The organism is Pseudomonas sp. Ga0074129, from assembly GCA_001465025.1.
Lineage (GTDB): Bacteria > Pseudomonadota > Gammaproteobacteria > Pseudomonadales > Pseudomonadaceae > Aquipseudomonas.
Genome location: LNDO01000068.1, coordinates 13,378 through 29,909, shown reverse-complemented (window position 1 = coordinate 29,909; position 16,532 = coordinate 13,378). Strand labels below are relative to the sequence as shown.

At 57.0% G+C, this 16,532-nt stretch carries 13 protein-coding genes; 8 read left to right on the top strand and 5 right to left on the bottom strand.

What is annotated here, in order from left to right; all coding sequences use genetic code 11:
• Positions 1-50: 50 nt before the first annotated feature.
• The 5 genes from AUK77_RS07670 to AUK77_RS07650 all read right to left on the bottom strand — a co-directional run bounded on the left by AUK77_RS07670 (position 51) and on the right by AUK77_RS07650 (position 5,477).
• Positions 51-863 (bottom strand): crotonase/enoyl-CoA hydratase family protein, encoded by an 813-nt coding sequence (locus AUK77_RS07670; RefSeq protein ID WP_296127840.1) that lies wholly within the window; start codon positions 861-863, stop codon positions 51-53.
• Positions 864-1,101: 238 nt separating this feature from the next.
• Positions 1,102-3,360: an Orn/Lys/Arg decarboxylase N-terminal domain-containing protein gene (locus tag AUK77_RS07665; protein ID WP_296127838.1), complete on the bottom strand. Its 2,259-nt coding sequence runs from the start codon at positions 3,358-3,360 to the stop codon at positions 1,102-1,104.
• A 130-nt stretch (positions 3,361-3,490) separates the two neighbouring features.
• Complete coding sequence (dnaQ, locus tag AUK77_RS07660) at positions 3,491-4,234, bottom strand: DNA polymerase III subunit epsilon (RefSeq protein WP_296127836.1); 744 nt, start codon at positions 4,232-4,234, stop codon at positions 3,491-3,493.
• Entirely contained in the window at positions 4,227-4,679 is a 453-nt protein-coding gene (rnhA, locus tag AUK77_RS07655) for a ribonuclease HI (RefSeq protein WP_296127834.1), read from the bottom strand. The genes dnaQ and rnhA overlap by 8 nt, the downstream gene beginning before the upstream one ends.
• An 18-nt stretch (positions 4,680-4,697) precedes the next feature.
• Positions 4,698-5,477, bottom strand: coding sequence for a methyltransferase domain-containing protein (locus tag AUK77_RS07650; RefSeq protein ID WP_296127831.1), 780 nt, complete (start codon positions 5,475-5,477; stop codon positions 4,698-4,700).
• Between the two features lie 119 nt (positions 5,478-5,596).
• Between AUK77_RS07650 and gloB the strand changes: the two genes are divergently transcribed.
• The 8 genes from gloB (at position 5,597) to fabI (ending at position 16,456) form a co-directional block, all read left to right on the top strand.
• Positions 5,597-6,370: a hydroxyacylglutathione hydrolase gene (gloB, locus tag AUK77_RS07645; RefSeq protein WP_296127944.1), complete on the top strand. Its 774-nt coding sequence runs from the start codon at positions 5,597-5,599 to the stop codon at positions 6,368-6,370.
• Between the two features lie 98 nt (positions 6,371-6,468).
• Positions 6,469-8,037 (top strand): LysM peptidoglycan-binding domain-containing protein, encoded by a 1,569-nt coding sequence (locus AUK77_RS07640; RefSeq protein ID WP_296127829.1) that lies wholly within the window; start codon positions 6,469-6,471, stop codon positions 8,035-8,037.
• Between the two features lie 209 nt (positions 8,038-8,246).
• The gene (locus AUK77_RS07635; protein WP_296127941.1) at positions 8,247-10,076 is read left to right on the top strand and encodes an extracellular solute-binding protein; all 1,830 of its coding nucleotides are present in this window, start codon (positions 8,247-8,249) and stop codon (positions 10,074-10,076) included.
• Positions 10,073-11,926: an extracellular solute-binding protein gene (locus tag AUK77_RS07630; RefSeq protein WP_296127826.1), complete on the top strand. Its 1,854-nt coding sequence runs from the start codon at positions 10,073-10,075 to the stop codon at positions 11,924-11,926. The genes AUK77_RS07635 and AUK77_RS07630 overlap by 4 nt, the downstream gene beginning before the upstream one ends.
• Position 11,927: 1 nt before the next feature.
• The gene (locus AUK77_RS07625) at positions 11,928-13,001 is read left to right on the top strand and encodes a microcin C ABC transporter permease YejB (RefSeq protein ID WP_296127823.1); all 1,074 of its coding nucleotides are present in this window, start codon (positions 11,928-11,930) and stop codon (positions 12,999-13,001) included.
• Between the two features lies 1 nt (position 13,002).
• Positions 13,003-14,022, top strand: a complete 1,020-nt coding sequence (locus AUK77_RS07620; RefSeq protein WP_296127819.1) for an ABC transporter permease — start codon at positions 13,003-13,005, stop codon at positions 14,020-14,022.
• 1 nt (position 14,023) lies between these two features.
• Positions 14,024-15,631, top strand: a complete 1,608-nt coding sequence (locus tag AUK77_RS07615) for an ABC transporter ATP-binding protein (protein ID WP_296127816.1) — start codon at positions 14,024-14,026, stop codon at positions 15,629-15,631.
• A 30-nt stretch (positions 15,632-15,661) separates the two neighbouring features.
• On the top strand, positions 15,662-16,456 hold the full coding sequence (gene fabI / locus AUK77_RS07610; RefSeq protein WP_296127814.1) for an enoyl-ACP reductase FabI: 795 nt from the start codon (positions 15,662-15,664) through the stop codon (positions 16,454-16,456).
• Positions 16,457-16,532: the final 76 nt, after the last annotated feature.

The following is a 16,532-nucleotide window of genomic DNA, read 5'->3' as shown; positions in this document are numbered from 1 at the left end:
GAGCTATTACGCCTCCCGCGTCAGTGATGGAAACAGCTGAACCAAAGGCATCAGTCGGCAAACTCCGGCTTTTGCTTAGTCATGTGCGCCGTCATGGCGACACGTAGGTCGGCCGATTGCAGCATGGCGGCGTTCCAGGTGGCGATGTATTCAAGGCCATCATCCACGCGGTGATCGCGCATGTAGCGAATCATTTCCTTGGTGCCACGAATCGCCACCGGGGACTTGCTGGCAATCTCGCGGGCAATCGCCATAACGCCGTCGAGCAGAGCATCCGCGTCAACAAATGTGCGATTGACCAGGCCAATACGCTGGGCCTCATCACCCTCAATAGTGCGCCCGGTAAACGCCAGCTCACGCATCATGCCATCGCCGATAATGCGCGGCAGACGCTGCAGTGTGCCCACGTCAGCCGCCATGCCGATGTCGATTTCTTTAATCGAGAACTGCGCATCGACGGTGGCATAACGCATGTCACAGGCGGAGATCAGGTCGATGGCTCCGCCCAGGCAGTAGCCTTGGATGGCTGCCAAGACAGGTTTGCGGCAGTTGTCTACGGCATTGAAGGAGGCTTGCAGCTCAAGAATCTTACGGCGCAGTTTTTCCGCATTGCGACCGACGTCCGGGCCCATCTGATTGCCGATGGAGGCCAGCATCATCAGGTCAATACCTGACGAGAAGTGCTTGCCAGCACCGGATATAACCACGGCACGAACCTCGTCGGTGTCGTCTACCCAGCGGAAAATCTCGATGATTTCGCGCCAGAAGTCCGCATTCATCGCGTTGACTTTTTCCGGGCGGTTAATCACCACATGGGCAACCTTATCTGCCAACACGACGTTAAAGGCTTTGTAGTCGGACACGGCAGTCATCCTCAGCAGGGCGCGCAAGCGCGCGTGGAAATCTTATTAGGGTAAAAATCGAGCAACTATAACAACCAACCGGCAAATGTCGATGCTGGCCACTGTGACGAGGGCCACGTCATGAAAGTTAAGCTCAACTTTTATCTGTCCACGATAAGCGCTTGATCTAATGAGGAAGCGCACAGCAAAGCCGAACCTGTGCGCTGGCAGTCACTGCTGTTATCACCAACGGTGATGGTTAAGCCTTGATGCAATCTACGGTGTACCGCCCGCCCTCACGCTGCAACCCATGAACATCCGCGTCAAAGCCTGGAAAGCTTTGGTCGAAGGTGCGCGCAAACTCTAGGTAATCGATGATCGAGCGGGTCTGTGCGGTAAAGCGCTCCCCCGGCATGATCAGCGGGATGCCAGGCGGATAAGGCACCAGCATCACTGCGGCAATGCGTCCTTCGAGCTGTTCAATTGGCACCGCTTCCACCTCACCACGGACCAACTGGTTGTAGGCATCCGCCGGTTTGATCGCGACCTCCGGCAATACCGTGTACATCCGTTTCAACGCCTTGGCGGTGGCGTTTTCGCGGTAGCAGGCATGCAGGGCATCGCACAGGTCACGCAGGCCCATGTCCTGATAGAACCCTTTGCCGGCCTGAGCAATCGAAGGCAAGACATTAACCAGCGGCAGGTTGGCATCGTAACTGCGTTTGAATTCCAGCAACTCGGTGAGCAAGGTGCTCCACTTACCCTTGGTGATGCCCATCGAGAACAGCACCAAGAACGAATACAGGCCGGTTTTTTCTACAACCAAGCCGCGCTCCCAGAGAAACTTGCTGACCACGGCGGCTGGAATGCCACGCTGATCAAGGGTGCCGTCAGCCGTAAGGCCAGGCATAACCAGGGTCACCTTGATCGGATCGAGCAGTACATAGTCCTCGGCCACGTCACCGAAACCATGCCAGTCCGCTTGCGGTTGCAGCAACCAGTTCTCGGTCATTACATCATCAGCACCTTCAGCCTTAGCCGGTTGCCAGATGGTGAACCACCAGTCGTCGCTACTGAGGTTCTGCCGCAAGTTGGCCAGCGCGCGGCGAAAGCTCAGGGCTTCGTCGAAGGTTTCCTGAATCAGTGAACGCCCTGCTGGGCCTTCCATCATGGCGGACGCCACATCCAGCGAGGCGATGATGCCGTACTGCGGCGATGTGGAGATGTGCATCATAAAAGCTTCGTTGAAACGGTCCCGATCCAGCTGGCGCTTACCACCATCTTGCACATGAATCATCGAGGCCTGGCTGAACGCAGCCAACAACTTGTGCGTGGAATGGGTGGTGAATACCAATGGCGTGTCGGCGCTGCGCGCAGTGCCCATGCCATAGCGGCCAGCGTAGAACTCATGGAACGCCGCATAGGCGTACCAGGCCTCATCGAAGTGCAACACCTCAACACTGTTGCCCAGGGTTTGTTTGATCAACTCGGCGTTGTAACACAGGCCGTCGTAGGTGGAGTTGGTCACCACCACCAGCTTGACCATCGCCCCGCTGCTGTTCGGCACCCTGCCTCGAGCTAACGGGCTGGCATCGATTTTGGCCTGGATCGACTCTCGGCTGAATTCGCTCAGTGGAATCGGACCAATGATGCCCAACTCGTTGCGCTCCGGGCACAGGTACAGCGGAATTGCACCCGTCATGATGATCGAATGCAGAATCGACTTGTGGCAATTACGGTCTACCAGCACCAGATCATCGCGGCCGACCATGCTATGCCAGACGATCTTGTTTGCCGTTGAGGTGCCGTTAATTACAAAGTAGGTGTGATCAGCACCGAAATTGCGTGCCGCCCGCTCCTCGGCTTCGGCCAGCGGGCCAGTGTGATCGAGCAGCGACCCCAACTCTGGCACCGAGACAGATAAATCGGAGCGCAGGGTGTTTTCCCCGAAAAACTGATGAAAGGCCTGGCCCACCGGGCTTTTGCGATAAGCCACACCGCCGCCGTGGCCAGGTGTATGCCAGGAGTAGTTGGACTGCGCCGTGTGCTGCACCAGAGCTTTGAAGAACGGCGGCAACAGGCCATCCAGATAATTGCGCGCCGCACGTGCCACTTGGCGCGCGAGGAACGGCACGGTGTCTTCAAACAGGTACAGAATGCCGCGCAATTGATTGAGGTCAGCCATGGCAGCGGCAGGAGCATTTTCGATAGTGACCTGTTCGCCAAGAGCAAAAATCGGTAATTGCGGCGCGCGACGGCGTGCAATGCGAATCAGCTCAACCATGTCCTGCAGCAGCGTTTGATTCTCTCCGGCGCCCTCTGCCGCCACCAGAATGCAAGCCAGCCCATGGTGCGTGGAAGCAACGATGCGCCCTTCGGCAGAGCTGGCCGAAGACAAAATACTGAAGCCGTCCTGCTCCAGCTCTTGAGCAATGGCGCGCACGCGATCACCGGCCACGGTGTCGGCCTTGATGTCGCGGTGCACGATGAGAACGGGGAACTTGAGGTCTTTATACATTATGGCGTCCCTGAAGAGCGGCAAGTCGAAGCTTGCCTATCGCCTCAGGGTAGAGGCTGGCTCCGTCAGGCGGAACCCCCTCAGCGTACCGCTGTAAGAAAAGGTCGCGGGTGGATAAATCCTCCGCGACTCAGGCCTCAGCTTTTGGCTGTTCGAGCTGCACCCAGAGTGGCGGCGCACCGGCGGACTTTTCAATAATGGCCAGGCGCGCCAAGTGCGCATCAAGCTCTTCGGCAGTGGCACGAAGCACACGAGTGGGTGTGCGCTCGGCAGATAAACGACGTATAGCGCTGGGCTGTTGACGACCGTTGCTGTCACCTTCCGAGCCATCACCCGCCAGGGACAGGTTGGTCTGCCCGCCAGTCATGGTCAGGTAAACGTCAGCGAGAATTTCGGCGTCGAGCAACGCACCGTGCAGTTCACGACCCGAGTTATCGACCCCGTAGCGCTTACACAGAGCGTCGAGGTTGTTGCGCTGCCCCGGATGGCGCTCACGGGCCATCATCAGGGTGTCGAGGATCGAGCAATGCTCACTGATATCCGCGCGATCATGCTGCTTTAGCAGAGCAAATTCGTTGTTGATAAAGCCAACGTCGAACGCTGCGTTGTGGATGATCAGCTGCGCGCCTTTGATAAATTCAAAGAACTCATCGGCAACTTCCTTGAAGCGCGGTTTGTCCTTCAACGCATCATTGGTGATGCCGTGAACGGCGATTGCGCCTTCGTCGATCTCACGATCAGGTTGCAGGTAAACGTGGAAATGCCGGCCGGTCAGACGCCGGCCCATCAACTCGACACAACCGATTTCGATGATCCGATGACCATCGGCGACCGGCATACCTGTTGTCTCAGTATCGAGTACCACACTACGCATGCTTTAACCCTCTCACTTCATCAACACCACGATTGGCCAACTGGTCGGCCCGTTCGTTGCCGGGGTGACCGGTATGGCCGCGCACCCATTGCCAGGTCACGTTGTGCCGATTGACCTGCTCGTCCAACTGCTGCCAAAGATCGGCATTTTTCACTGGCTGTTTGGCGGCGGTTTTCCAGCCGCGTTTCTTCCAATTAGGCATCCAATCCTGAATGCCTTGCATCACATACTGCGAGTCGGTCACCAGGCGTACATCGCAGGAGCGCTTAAGCTCGGCCAGGGCGCGGATAGCAGCGGTCATTTCCATGCGATTGTTGGTGGTATCGGCCTCGCCGCCCCACAACTCTTTCTCCACCCCTTTGAAAATCATCAACGCACCCCAGCCACCAACGCCAGGATTGCCCTTGCACGCGCCGTCGGTGTAGATCTCAACCTGTTCACTCATGTATCAGTTGTCTCTCGCTTAATTGATCGGCCGTTGCGGTTTATCCGACGTATCGCGCCGGCTGACGCTGGCCACAGGCATAGGTATCAACTTGCCAAGCGCCTGCCGGCCGGGTTGACGCAAGGGCCGCAGGCCCACCACCAACTTACGTGCCACCAGCACATAGAAGCCGCCGCCGGGCGGTTGCCAGGTCGCACCCAGTTGCTCAAGCCAGGTCAGGCGCGCCTGCCAGGCCGGCGAAGAAAGCGGCGGACGATAGCACCCGAAGCGGCGTTTCTCCAGCGCAAAACCCAGCAGATGCAGCCAGTCACAGACACGTCTGGGAGCAATGCAGCGCGCTTGGCGCAACGCATCACGGGCAAAAAGATGGCGCACGCCCCAGCTGCTATTTGGGTTGATACCAACGATCAATAAATGCCCGCCAGGACGAACACTGCGTGCGGCTTCACGCAGCAGGCCATGGGGGGAAAGGCTAAAGTCCAAGCCATGCTGCACCACCACCACATCAGCAGCATGTTCGGTAAGCGGCCAAGACTGCTCCTCGCAGACAATCTCAACACCTTTAAACGGTGCACCCACTCGCACACTGCGTTGAATTTGCTGGGCATTGGCCAATGCATCAGCGGAAGGGCCGTAATGCACTAAGAAACCACCAAAGAAACGCGCCAATTCCTCTTCAAGCATTTGCCGTTCCTGCTCGAGCAGCAACTGCCCCAGCGGCCCGGCCAGCCAAGTGCGCGCTGAGCGGGTCAGGTCGAGCCAAGCGGTATCGGCCTGAGCAAACGGATGATCGGACATAAGCGCTCCTTTCGGTCAGTGGCAGTTAGACGCATGACAGCGAAGTGGCAGCTGGTTCATAGCCAGCACCGACGATGCGTCCTAAGATGCACCTTTGTATCGAGCTTAGCGACCCACTGATGATAAAAATCGACGCCCTGCCCGCCTTCACTGACAACTACATCTGGCTGCTGCAAGACACTAAACAGCGCCGCTGCGCCGTGGTTGACCCAGGCGATGCCGCACCCGTCGAGGCCTGGCTGGCCAGTAACTCAGAATGGCAATTGACCGACATTCTGATTACCCATCATCACTTCGACCATGTCGGCGGAATCGAACGTTTAAAAGCGGCCACAGGCGCACGGGTGCTTGGGCCTGCCAATGAGTCCATTCCCGGCCGTGACCTTGGTTTGAACGATGGCGATCACGTCGATGTGTTGGGCCTGTCCTTTAGTGTTATGGCGGTGCCCGGCCATACGCTTGGCCACCTTGCCTACCTGCAAGCGGATCAGCATTGGCTGTTCTGTGGCGACACGCTGTTTGCCGGCGGCTGCGGGCGATTGTTTGAAGGCACTGCTGAACAGATGCACACATCATTAAGTCGCCTGGCGGCCTTGCCTGAGCAAACACAGGTGTATTGCACCCACGAATACACCCTGAGCAACCTGCGCTTTGCCAGCGCTGTGGAGCCGGAAAATGCAGCGATCAGCCAACGCTTGCAGCAGGTCACGCAATGGCGGGAAAACGCCCAGATCAGCCTTCCTTCATCCATCGGCCTTGAGCGTGCAACCAATCCATTTCTGCGCAGCACACAGCCGGCTGTACGCGACCGTATTGCTGAGCGTGAAGGCCATGGGGATCAAAACAGCGTGCGAGTTTTTGCCGCCTTGCGTGCCTGGAAAGACACGTTCTAAATGACGACAGCGCCACAAAAGACTGGTTAAAACTTGACCAGCACTGAGGTGGTTCCTAGAATCTGCCGACCTTACCGCCGGGAAGTACACCGCCGCCAATGCCTTTATCACCACGCAATACCTTGCATTTAAAGGGATTGGCACAACACGCAAAAGCGCTTGTGGTGATCATGTGTGTAGCCCTGGCTGGCTGTCAGAGCAACAGCCAATACCGCCCAGATAGCGGTCGAGACACTGATCGAGCAGTCGGTCTTGCTCAGGAGCCAGAATGGCTCAGCATCAATACGCCGCCAGCCCCTGAAGAACCCAAAGACATTTGGGAACGCGTGCGCGAAGGCTACCAACTGCAAGACACCATTACCCTTAACCCGCGCGTTGAGCGGCAACGGTTGTGGTTTGTCAGCAACCCGTCCTTTATTGAAAAGGCTGGCGAGCGCAGCAGCCCCTACATCCATTTCATTGTTGAGCGGCTTGAGAAGCACAACATGCCCATGGAGTTGGCGCTGCTGCCTATGATTGAAAGTTCATACGACCCCCTGGCTTACTCGCCCGCCCACGCTGTTGGCCTCTGGCAGTTCATTCCCTCAACCGGGCGTAACTTCAACCTGCGCCAGACCAATTGGTATGACGGTCGTCGCGACGTGATGGCCTCAACCGATGCGGCCATCAGTTACCTGACGCGCCTCAAGGAAATGTTCAACGGTGACTGGCTGCTAGCACTGGCTGCCTATAACGCAGGGGAAGGCCGCGTAAGTCGCGCCATTGAACGTAATGAGAAGTTAGGGCTGCCGACTGACTACTGGAACCTATCACTGCCTGCTGAGACACAAAACTACGTGCCGAAATTATTGGCACTGTCACAGGTTGTCATGGCACCCGAGGCCTACGGCGTCAGCTTGGCGCCGATAGCCAATGAGCCCTATTTCGAAAAGGTCGAATTCAAACAGCGCATGGATTTGGCTCGGGTTGCAGCCATGGCCGATCTTGATGAAGACGAACTTTATCTGCTCAACCCGGCGTTCAAACAACGCATGACGCTCGATGGCCCACAGCATCTGCTAGTGCCCACGGACAAAGCCGATCTGCTCACCGCTAATCTGGCGTTAATGAAACCGCAGAAACAGATTGATTGGCAGCAATACCGCGTGCGCTCCGGCGACAGCCTGCACAGCATCGCCAATCGCCACCAACTGACAGTCAACACGCTGAAAGACATCAACAAGCTTTCGGGCAACAACCTGCGCATTGGTCAGGTGCTTAATATTCCGGCAGAAGCCGGCTTACCCCAGTCAGCGCCCGTGTTCCAGCGCGCTTTTGCCGAATCTGAACCCAGCCGAACCTACCGCGTTAAAAACGGTGACAACCTGTGGCAAATTGCCAAAGACCACAAGGTTGCCGTCAAGGATGTGCAGCGCTGGAACAAACTCTCAGGCAATAGCCTGCGTGTAGGCCAGGTGCTGACATTACGCGCAGGCCAAGCGACGACGGGCGGCAGCGGCGGCGCGCCACAAAAACCGGCGGCTTACTACAAAGTGCAGCGCGGTGATTCGCTCTATCTGATTGCCAAACGTTTGAAAGTCCCGATGAAAACCCTGCAAAGCTGGAACCCCCGCGCCGGCAAAAACCTTAAACCAGGCCAAACCCTGACGCTGTATGCCCCGCGCTAATTAGCAACCCCAGCCACCGCCAATGCCGCGCCGTGCGTGCTGAATGGTTCAAGGTTGCCATGAGCAGACCCCGCCCCCTCAATCGGCTAGACCGACCTAACTGACGCGCCCCGTGCGCGTCACAAATTCGACTCTTTTTCCAGCCGATACAAGCTGTTAATGTGCCTGACCAGCAGCCCTTAAGACGCCACGGATCGGATATTCACTTGATACGTCCCCTCCTCTCGTTATTCCTCTGCCTGGCTTTCAGTTCTTGTGCCTGGGCAACGCTCTACAAAAGCCATGGTTATGCCCAGTTTGGCGAGTTGAAATACCCAGCCAGCTTTACCCATTTCGCTTGGGTTAACCCTGAGGCCCCCAAGGGCGGCACTTTGAGGATGATGGCCTCAGGCACATTTGACACGCTCAACCCCTATACCCTGAAAGGCACAAGCCCGATCAATACCCCGAACTTTTTGCAATACGGGGTCAATGAACTCAATGCGCCGCTGATGATCGGCACAGGTGCTTATGACCCCTCAGGCGATGAACCATCGTCGAGCTATGGTTTGATCGTCGAATCGGTTGAATACAGTGATGACCGCAGTTGGGTGGTTTATAACCTGCGGCCTGAAGCGCGCTTCCATGATGGAAAACCCATCACCGCCTATGACGTAGCCTTTTCTTATCGCTTACTGCTCAAAGAAGGCCATCCGCAGTACCGCACCAACCTGCAGGAAGTGCAGCGAGTCGACATCCTAAATCGACATAGCATCCGCTTTGTGCTGAAACGTGCGGGCAATTCCTTGCTGATTTTACGGCTCGGCGAATTACCCGTGCTGCCACAGCATTACTGGAAAGACCGCGACTTCAAAGCCACCACTTTTGAACCTCCATTAGGCAGCGGCCCCTACCGCATTACCCAAGTGATGCCCGGACGCAGCTTGCACTTTGAGCGGGTCAAAGACTGGTGGGGCGCCAAGCTGCCGGCCAACCGGGGGAAATACAACTTTGATCGCGTGGAGGTCGAGTTTTACCGCGACAGCCACGTCGCATTTGAGGCCTTCAAGTCTGGCGAGTTTGATATTTACATCGAACAGCAAGCCAAGAACTGGGCTAACAACTATCGCTTTCCAGCCATTAACCGTGGCCAGGTCATTCGCGCCGAGATCGCCCACCAGATCCCCACCCAGACCCAAGCGTTGTTTATGAATACGCGGCGGCCTGTATTTGCTGAACGCAAGGTACGTGAAGCACTAGGGCTGATGTTCGATTTTGAGTGGGCCAACCGCGCGCTGTTTAACAGTTCCTATACCCGCGCCCAGAGTTACTACCCCAACAGCGAGTTTGCTGCCAGCGGTAAGCCAGAAGGTGCTGAGTGGTTGCTGTTGTCCCCCTACCGCAAGCAATTACAGTCACGCCTGTTTAACGAGCCGTTCAAGGCGCCGCAAACAGACGGCCGTGGGATTCCCAGAGAAACCTTGCGCCGCGCACTTGGGTTGCTTGCTGAAGCCGGATGGACGCCTAACGGCCAGCGCTTGCTGAATAACAAAGGGCAGCCGCTGACTTTTGAAATTTTGCTGGTCAACCCGAACCTGGAGCGCATTCTTCAGTCATTTACCGAGAACCTGGCCAGCATCGGCATTCAAGCCCGTTTGCGCACCGTCGACCGCGCCCAGTACAAACAACGCCTCGATCAATACGACTTCGACATGATCCTGCACACGCTGCCGCAAACCCTGAGCCCTGGATTGGAACAATCGCTGTACTTCCATTCCTCTCAAGCCAAGATCAAAGGCGGGCGCAATTACGCAGGCGTTACCCACCCGGTGGTCGATGCCATGATCGAGAAGCTGCTCTCTTCGCAAACCCGCGATCAACAGATCGCCGCCGCCAGAGCCCTTGATCGCGTCCTGCTGTGGCAGCACTACAGCATTCCAAATTGGTACATCGACTACCACCGTCTGGCTTACCGCAACCGATTTGCCTTCGTCACCACGCCGCCCTACACCTTGGGCTTGCGTACCTGGTGGCTGAAATCCATGGAGAACGCTGAATGACCCATGCATTGCGCGCCCTGTTTACCCACGTCAGCAGCATTGCCCTGCTGAGCGTTGCCAGCTTGGCCTTGGCAGCCCCGCAACATGCTCAAACCTTGTATGGCGAAGCGCCTAGGTATCCGGCAAATTTCAAGCATTTCGAGTACGTAAACCCCGACGCTCCGAAAGGCGGCACATTACGCCAAGCCGGCTTTGGTAGCTTTGACAGCCTGAACCCCTTTATCAATAAGGGTGTACCGGCTGATGACATCAGCATGATCTACGACACCTTGACCCGACAAAGCCTGGACGAACCCTTTACGGTTTACGGCCTGCTCGCGGCAAAAATCGAGAAAGCACCCGACAACGCCTGGGTGCGTTTTTACTTGCGACCCGAGGCGCGCTTCCATGACGGCCAACCGGTCACCGCTGAAGACGTCAAGTTCACCTTTGACACCCTAATGAGCAAAGGCGCGCCGATGTATCGGGGCTACTACGCCGATGTCGAGCGGGTTGAGATTGAAGACCCGCTGCGTGTGCGCTTCGTCTTCAAACAGGCCGGCAACCGCGAACTGCCACTGATTGTCGGCCAACTGCCGGTGCTGCCGAAGCATTGGTGGGCCGAGCGGGACTTCAGCAAAGGCAATCTAGAGGTGCCACTGGGTAGCGGGCCTTACAAAGTTGCTGATGTGCAGGCTGGTCGCTCGATTCGCTACGAGCGTGTCACCGATTGGTGGGGCAAGGACTTACCGGTCAACCGCGGTTTCTACAATTTCGACACCCTACAAATCGACTACTACCGCGACAATACGGTGGCGCTTGAAGCACTCAAGGCTGGTCAGTTCGACTACTGGATGGAAATGAGTGCGAAAAGCTGGGCCACGGCTTACAACACCGAAGCCGTCGCCAATGGCCAGTTGATCAAAGAAGAGATCGTCAATCACAACCCCACCGGCATGCAGGGTTTTATCTTCAACACGCGCCGCCCTATTTTCAGCGACCGCCGTGTACGTGAAGCCTTTGGTCTGCTGTTTGACTACGAATGGGCCAATCGCCAGTTATTCAACGGTGCCTACACCCGCACGGGCAGTTACTTTGACAACTCGGAACTGGCAGCCAGCGGTTTACCCTCAGCCGCCGAATTGAAGCTGCTTGAGCCGCTGCGCGAGCAAGTCCCGCCGCAGGTATTTACCGACGCCTATCAACCGCCTGTTACCGATGGCAGCGGCATCATTCGCGAGCAGCAGCGCCGTGCTTATCAGCTACTGCAAGAGGCCGGTTGGCGCGTGGATGGCGACCAAATGCTCGACAGCACCGGCGCGCCTGTAAAGGTTGAATTTTTGCTGGCGCAAACTGAGTTTGAGCGCGTGTTGCTGCCCTACAAACGTAACCTGGCGGATCTGGGCATTGAACTGGTCATTCGCCGCGTCGATGTTTCGCAGTACATCAACCGCTTGCGCTCGCGTGATTTTGACCTGATGGTCGGTGGCTTCGGTCAATCCAACTCACCGGGCAATGAGCAACGCGAATACTGGCATTCCAGCAGCGCTGATAACCCCGGGAGCCGTAACTACATTGGCTTGAAGGACCCAGCCGTGGACAGCCTGGTTGAAGGCCTGATCAATGCCGACTCGCGCGACAGTTTGATCACCCACACCCGCGCCCTTGACCGTGTGTTGCTGTGGGGCCATTACGTGGTGCCCAACTGGCACATCAAAACCTGGCGCGTGGCTTATTGGAACCGCTTCGAGCACCCTAAAATCAGCCCCAAATACGACATAGGCCTGCACACCTGGTGGGCACGCGAAAAATCACCCGAAGCGGCTGCTGACGCAGCCTCCATCCAGCCTGCTGTAGACGTGGAGCAATAGCATGCTGGCGTATATCTTCCGACGGTTGTTACTGATCATTCCCACGCTGTTTGGCATTTTGCTGATCAACTTCATCATTATTCAGGCGGCGCCCGGTGGGCCGGTTGAACAGATGATTGCCAAACTCGAAGGCTTTGACGGCGCTACCAGCCGGATCGCCGGCGGCGGTGCCGAAGTGTCAGTAGCGGGTTCAAACTACCGAGGTGCGCAAGGGCTTGACCCGGATCTGGTAGCTGAAATCGAGCGCATGTATGGCTTCGACAAATCGGCCCCGGAACGCTTCTGGCTGATGCTCAAGAGCTATGCGCAACTGGATTTCGGCTCCAGCTTCTTTCGCGATGCCGAGGTCATCGACCTGATCATCGAGAAGATGCCCGTTTCGATCTCTCTCGGGCTCTGGAGCACGCTGATCATGTACATGGTGTCCATTCCACTGGGCATCGCCAAAGCCACCCGCCACGGCAGCGCCTTTGACGTTTGGACCAGTTCATTGATCATCGTCGGCTATGCCATCCCCGCGTTCCTCTTTGCCATTCTGCTTATCGTGCTGTTCGCCGGTGGCAGCTACTGGGATTGGTTCCCCCTGCGCGGGCTGACGTCCAACAACTTCGAAGAACTGAGCTTCACCGGGAAAATACTCGACTATTTCTGGCATTTGGCCTTACCGGTGACTGCATTGGTGATCGGCAACTTCGCCACCTTGACGCTGCTGACCAAGAACAGCTTTCTCGATGAGATCAACAAGCAGTATGTGATCACCGCCAGGGCCAAGGGTTTAACCAATAACCGTGTGCTGTATGGGCATGTGTTTCGCAACGCCATGCTGATCATCATCGCCGGCTTTCCCGCAGCCTTTATCGGCATCTTCTTTACCGGCTCGCTGTTGATCGAGGTGATCTTCTCGCTTGATGGCTTGGGCTTGATGAGTTTCGAGGCCGCCATCAACCGCGACTACCCGGTGGTGTTCGGCACCTTGTTTATCTTCACGTTGTTGGGGCTAGTGGTGAAATTGATCGGCGACATTACCTACACCCTGGTCGATCCGCGTATCGACTTCGAAAGCCGGGAGGGTTGAGATGAAACTGTCGCCTATCAATCAACGCCGCTTCCAGCTGTTCAAAGCGCACAAGCGCGGCTGGTGGTCACTGTGGATTTTCCTCGTGCTGTTCTTTGTCACCCTGGGTGCCGAACTGATCGCCAACGACAAACCGCTGGTGGTTGGCTACGACAACGAACTGTACTTCCCGGTATTCAAGCGCTACCCGGAAACCACCTTTGGCGGTGAGTTCCCGTTGCAGGCCAACTACAAAAGTCCGTACATCCAAGAACTGATCAAGGAAAAAGACGGCTGGATGATCTGGCCGCCGATTCGCTACAGCTATTCGAGCATCAACTACGACTTGCAGGTGCCCGCCCCGGCTCCGCCCTCTGCAGAAAACTGGCTGGGTACGGATGACCAAGGCCGTGATGTGTTAGCGCGGGTGATCTACGGCTTTCGCATATCAGTGTTGTTTGCCTTGATTCTGACGCTGGCCAGCTCCGTCATTGGCGTCTTCGCGGGTGCGTTGCAGGGCTTCTATGGCGGCTGGGTTGATCTGGTTGGCCAGCGTTTTCTGGAAATCTGGTCTGGTCTGCCGGTGTTGTACCTGCTGATCATCCTCGCCAGCTTCGTGCAGCCGAACTTCTGGTGGCTGCTGGGCATCATGTTGCTGTTCTCTTGGATGAGCTTGGTGGATGTTGTGCGCGCCGAATTTCTTCGTGGACGCAACCTGGAATACGTGCGCGCGGCACGTGCACTGGGCATGCAAAACGGCTCGATCATGTTCCGGCACATCTTGCCTAACGCAATGATCTCGACCATGACCTTCATGCCGTTCATCCTCACCGGCGCGATTGGTACGCTCACGGCTCTGGACTTCCTGGGGTTTGGTTTGCCGCCGGGTGCTCCATCGTTGGGCGAGTTGGTTGCACAGGGCAAATCCAATCTGCAAGCACCCTGGCTGGGGATCAGCGCCTTCGCGGTACTGGCCTTGATGCTAAGCCTGCTGGTGTTTATCGGCGAAGCGGCACGCGATGCCTTCGATCCGAGGAAATGACATGACCGACGCCAACACATTGATTGAAGTTCGCGACCTTGCGGTCGAATTCGTCACCGGCAAGCAAAAACAGCGCGTGCTGGAACACGTCAGTTTTGACATCAAACGCGGCGAAACGCTGGCACTGGTAGGCGAAAGCGGTTCGGGCAAGTCCGTCACTGCACACTCCATCCTGCGCCTGCTGCCCTACCCGCTGGCGCAGCACCCGGCGGGTAGCATTCATTACGCGGGGCAAGATCTACTCAAACTCAATGAGAACAAACTGCGCAGCATTCGTGGCAACCGCATTGCCATGGTCTTTCAGGAGCCCATGACCTCGCTGAACCCGCTGCACAGCATCGAAAAGCAGATCAACGAAGTACTCGCCCAGCACAAGGGTTTGTCGGGTAAAGCCGCCACGGCGCGCACGCTGGAACTGCTGGATCTGGTCGGTATTCCAGAGCCGCACAAGCGCCTTAAGGCCTATCCACATGAACTGTCCGGCGGCCAACGGCAGCGCGTAGTAATCGCCATGGCCTTGGCCAACGAGCCCGAACTGTTGATTGCCGATGAGCCGACCACGGCCCTCGACGTCACCGTGCAGTTGAAAATCCTGGAACTGCTCAAAGACCTGCAGGCGCGCCTCGGCATGGCCATCTTGCTGATCAGCCATGACCTCAACCTCGTGCGACGTATCGCTCATCGTGTGTGTGTGATGCAGCACGGCAATATCGTCGAACAGGCGGCATGCGAAACCCTGTTTAACGACCCGCAACACCCCTATACCCGTGAGTTGCTGGGTGCTGAACCCAGCGGCGGCCCAGTCGATCAACCGGCGGGCAAGCCCATGCTGGAAATCGACAACCTGCGGGTCTGGTTCCCGATTAAAAAGGGTCTGCTGCGGCGTACCGTCGACCATGTAAAAGCCGTCGATGGCATAAATTTCAGTCTGCCGCAGGGGCACACTCTGGGGATTGTCGGTGAAAGCGGCTCGGGTAAATCCACCCTGGGCCTGGCCATTCTGCGTTTGCTCGGCAGCCAGGGCGGCATTCGCTTTCAGGGCCAAGCCATTGAGCAGCTCTCGCAGCATGATGTCCGGCCGCTGCGCCGGCAAATGCAGGTGGTGTTTCAAGACCCGTTCGGCAGCCTCAGCCCACGCATGTCCGTAGGCCAGATTGTCGGTGAGGGTTTGCAGATTCACCGCATGGGCAGCGAGACCGAGCAGCAACAGGCGATCATTGATGCCTTGGTTGAAGTTGGCCTAGACCCGGAAACTCGTCATCGCTATCCGCACGAGTTTTCTGGTGGCCAGCGCCAACGCATCGCCATCGCCCGCGCCTTGGTGCTCAAACCCGCACTGATTCTGCTCGATGAGCCCACCTCTGCACTCGACCGAACCGTGCAGCGTCAAGTGGTCGAACTGCTGCGTTCTCTGCAGGCCAAATACAACCTGACTTACTTGTTTATCAGCCATGATTTGGCTGTGGTCAGGGCATTAAGCCATCAGGTTATGGTGGTCAAACAAGGCAAAGTAGTGGAACAGGGACCGGCGGCACGTGTCTTTAGCGCGCCACAGGACATCTATACACAGCAGTTGCTGGAAGCCGCCTTTATGGTCCCAGCTGGTTAATTCTTGAAGACAGGAAGAGGAACAACATCCATGGGTTTTCTAAGCGGCAAGCGCGTACTGATCGTTGGCGTTGCCAGCAAACTGTCCATCGCCTCCGGTATAGCCGCGGCCATGCACCGTGAAGGCGCTGAACTGGCGTTTACCTACCAGAACGAAAAGCTCAAAGGCCGTGTCGAAGGCTTTGCCGCTGACTGGGGCTCCAACGCGGAGCTGTGCTTCCCGTGCGATGTGGCAAATGACGACGAAATTGCAGCGGTGTTTGAAGCCCTGAGCAAGAAGTGGGACGGCCTAGATTGCATCGTTCACTCCGTTGGCTTTGCCCCGGGTGATCAGCTGGATGGCGATTTCACCGATGTCACCACCCGCGAAGGTTTCCGCATTGCTCACGACATCAGCGCCTACAGCTTCGTTGCCCTCGCCAAAGCTGGTCGCGAAATGATGAAAGGCCGTAACGGCAGCCTGCTCACCCTCTCCTACCTGGGTGCCGAGCGCACCATGCCCAACTACAACGTCATGGGCATGGCCAAAGCCAGCCTGGAAGCAGGTGTGCGCTACCTGGCCGGTAGCCTTGGCCCAGAAGGCACACGGGTTAACGCCATCTCCGCAGGCCCGATCCGCACCCTGGCCGCTTCCGGCATCAAAAGTTTCCGCAAGATGTTGGCTGCCAACGAGAAACAAACCCCGCTGCGTCGCAATGTGACCATCGACGAAGTCGGTAACGCCGGCGCGTTCCTCTGCTCCGACTTGGCTTCGGGCGTGAGTGGCGAAATCATGTACGTTGACGGCGGTTTCAACACCACCGCAATGGGTGCCATGGAAGAGTAAGCTCATCGGCATAAACCTCAGCCTTTATCGACTGAGGTTTATGCCAGGCTGAATTGATTGCCGTATGCAGCGCTAT

Bases quoted from the DNA above. Each gene is read 5' to 3' on its own strand.
- AUK77_RS07640 (WP_296127829.1), top strand. From the start codon at position 6,469: ATGCCTTTATCACCACGCAATACCTTGCATTTAAAGGGATTGGCACAA.
- AUK77_RS07665 (WP_296127838.1), bottom strand. From the start codon at position 3,360: ATGTATAAAGACCTCAAGTTCCCCGTTCTCATCGTGCACCGCGACATC.
- AUK77_RS07620 (WP_296127819.1), top strand. From the start codon at position 13,003: ATGAAACTGTCGCCTATCAATCAACGCCGCTTCCAGCTGTTCAAAGCG.
- AUK77_RS07630 (WP_296127826.1), top strand. From the start codon at position 10,073: ATGACCCATGCATTGCGCGCCCTGTTTACCCACGTCAGCAGCATTGCC.
- AUK77_RS07650 (WP_296127831.1), bottom strand. From the start codon at position 5,477: ATGTCCGATCATCCGTTTGCTCAGGCCGATACCGCTTGGCTCGACCTG.
- fabI (WP_296127814.1), top strand. From the start codon at position 15,662: ATGGGTTTTCTAAGCGGCAAGCGCGTACTGATCGTTGGCGTTGCCAGC.
- AUK77_RS07615 (WP_296127816.1), top strand. From the start codon at position 14,024: ATGACCGACGCCAACACATTGATTGAAGTTCGCGACCTTGCGGTCGAA.
- AUK77_RS07625 (WP_296127823.1), top strand. From the start codon at position 11,928: ATGCTGGCGTATATCTTCCGACGGTTGTTACTGATCATTCCCACGCTG.
- rnhA (WP_296127834.1), bottom strand. From the start codon at position 4,679: ATGAGTGAACAGGTTGAGATCTACACCGACGGCGCGTGCAAGGGCAAT.
- dnaQ (WP_296127836.1), bottom strand. From the start codon at position 4,234: ATGCGTAGTGTGGTACTCGATACTGAGACAACAGGTATGCCGGTCGCC.
- gloB (WP_296127944.1), top strand. From the start codon at position 5,597: ATGATAAAAATCGACGCCCTGCCCGCCTTCACTGACAACTACATCTGG.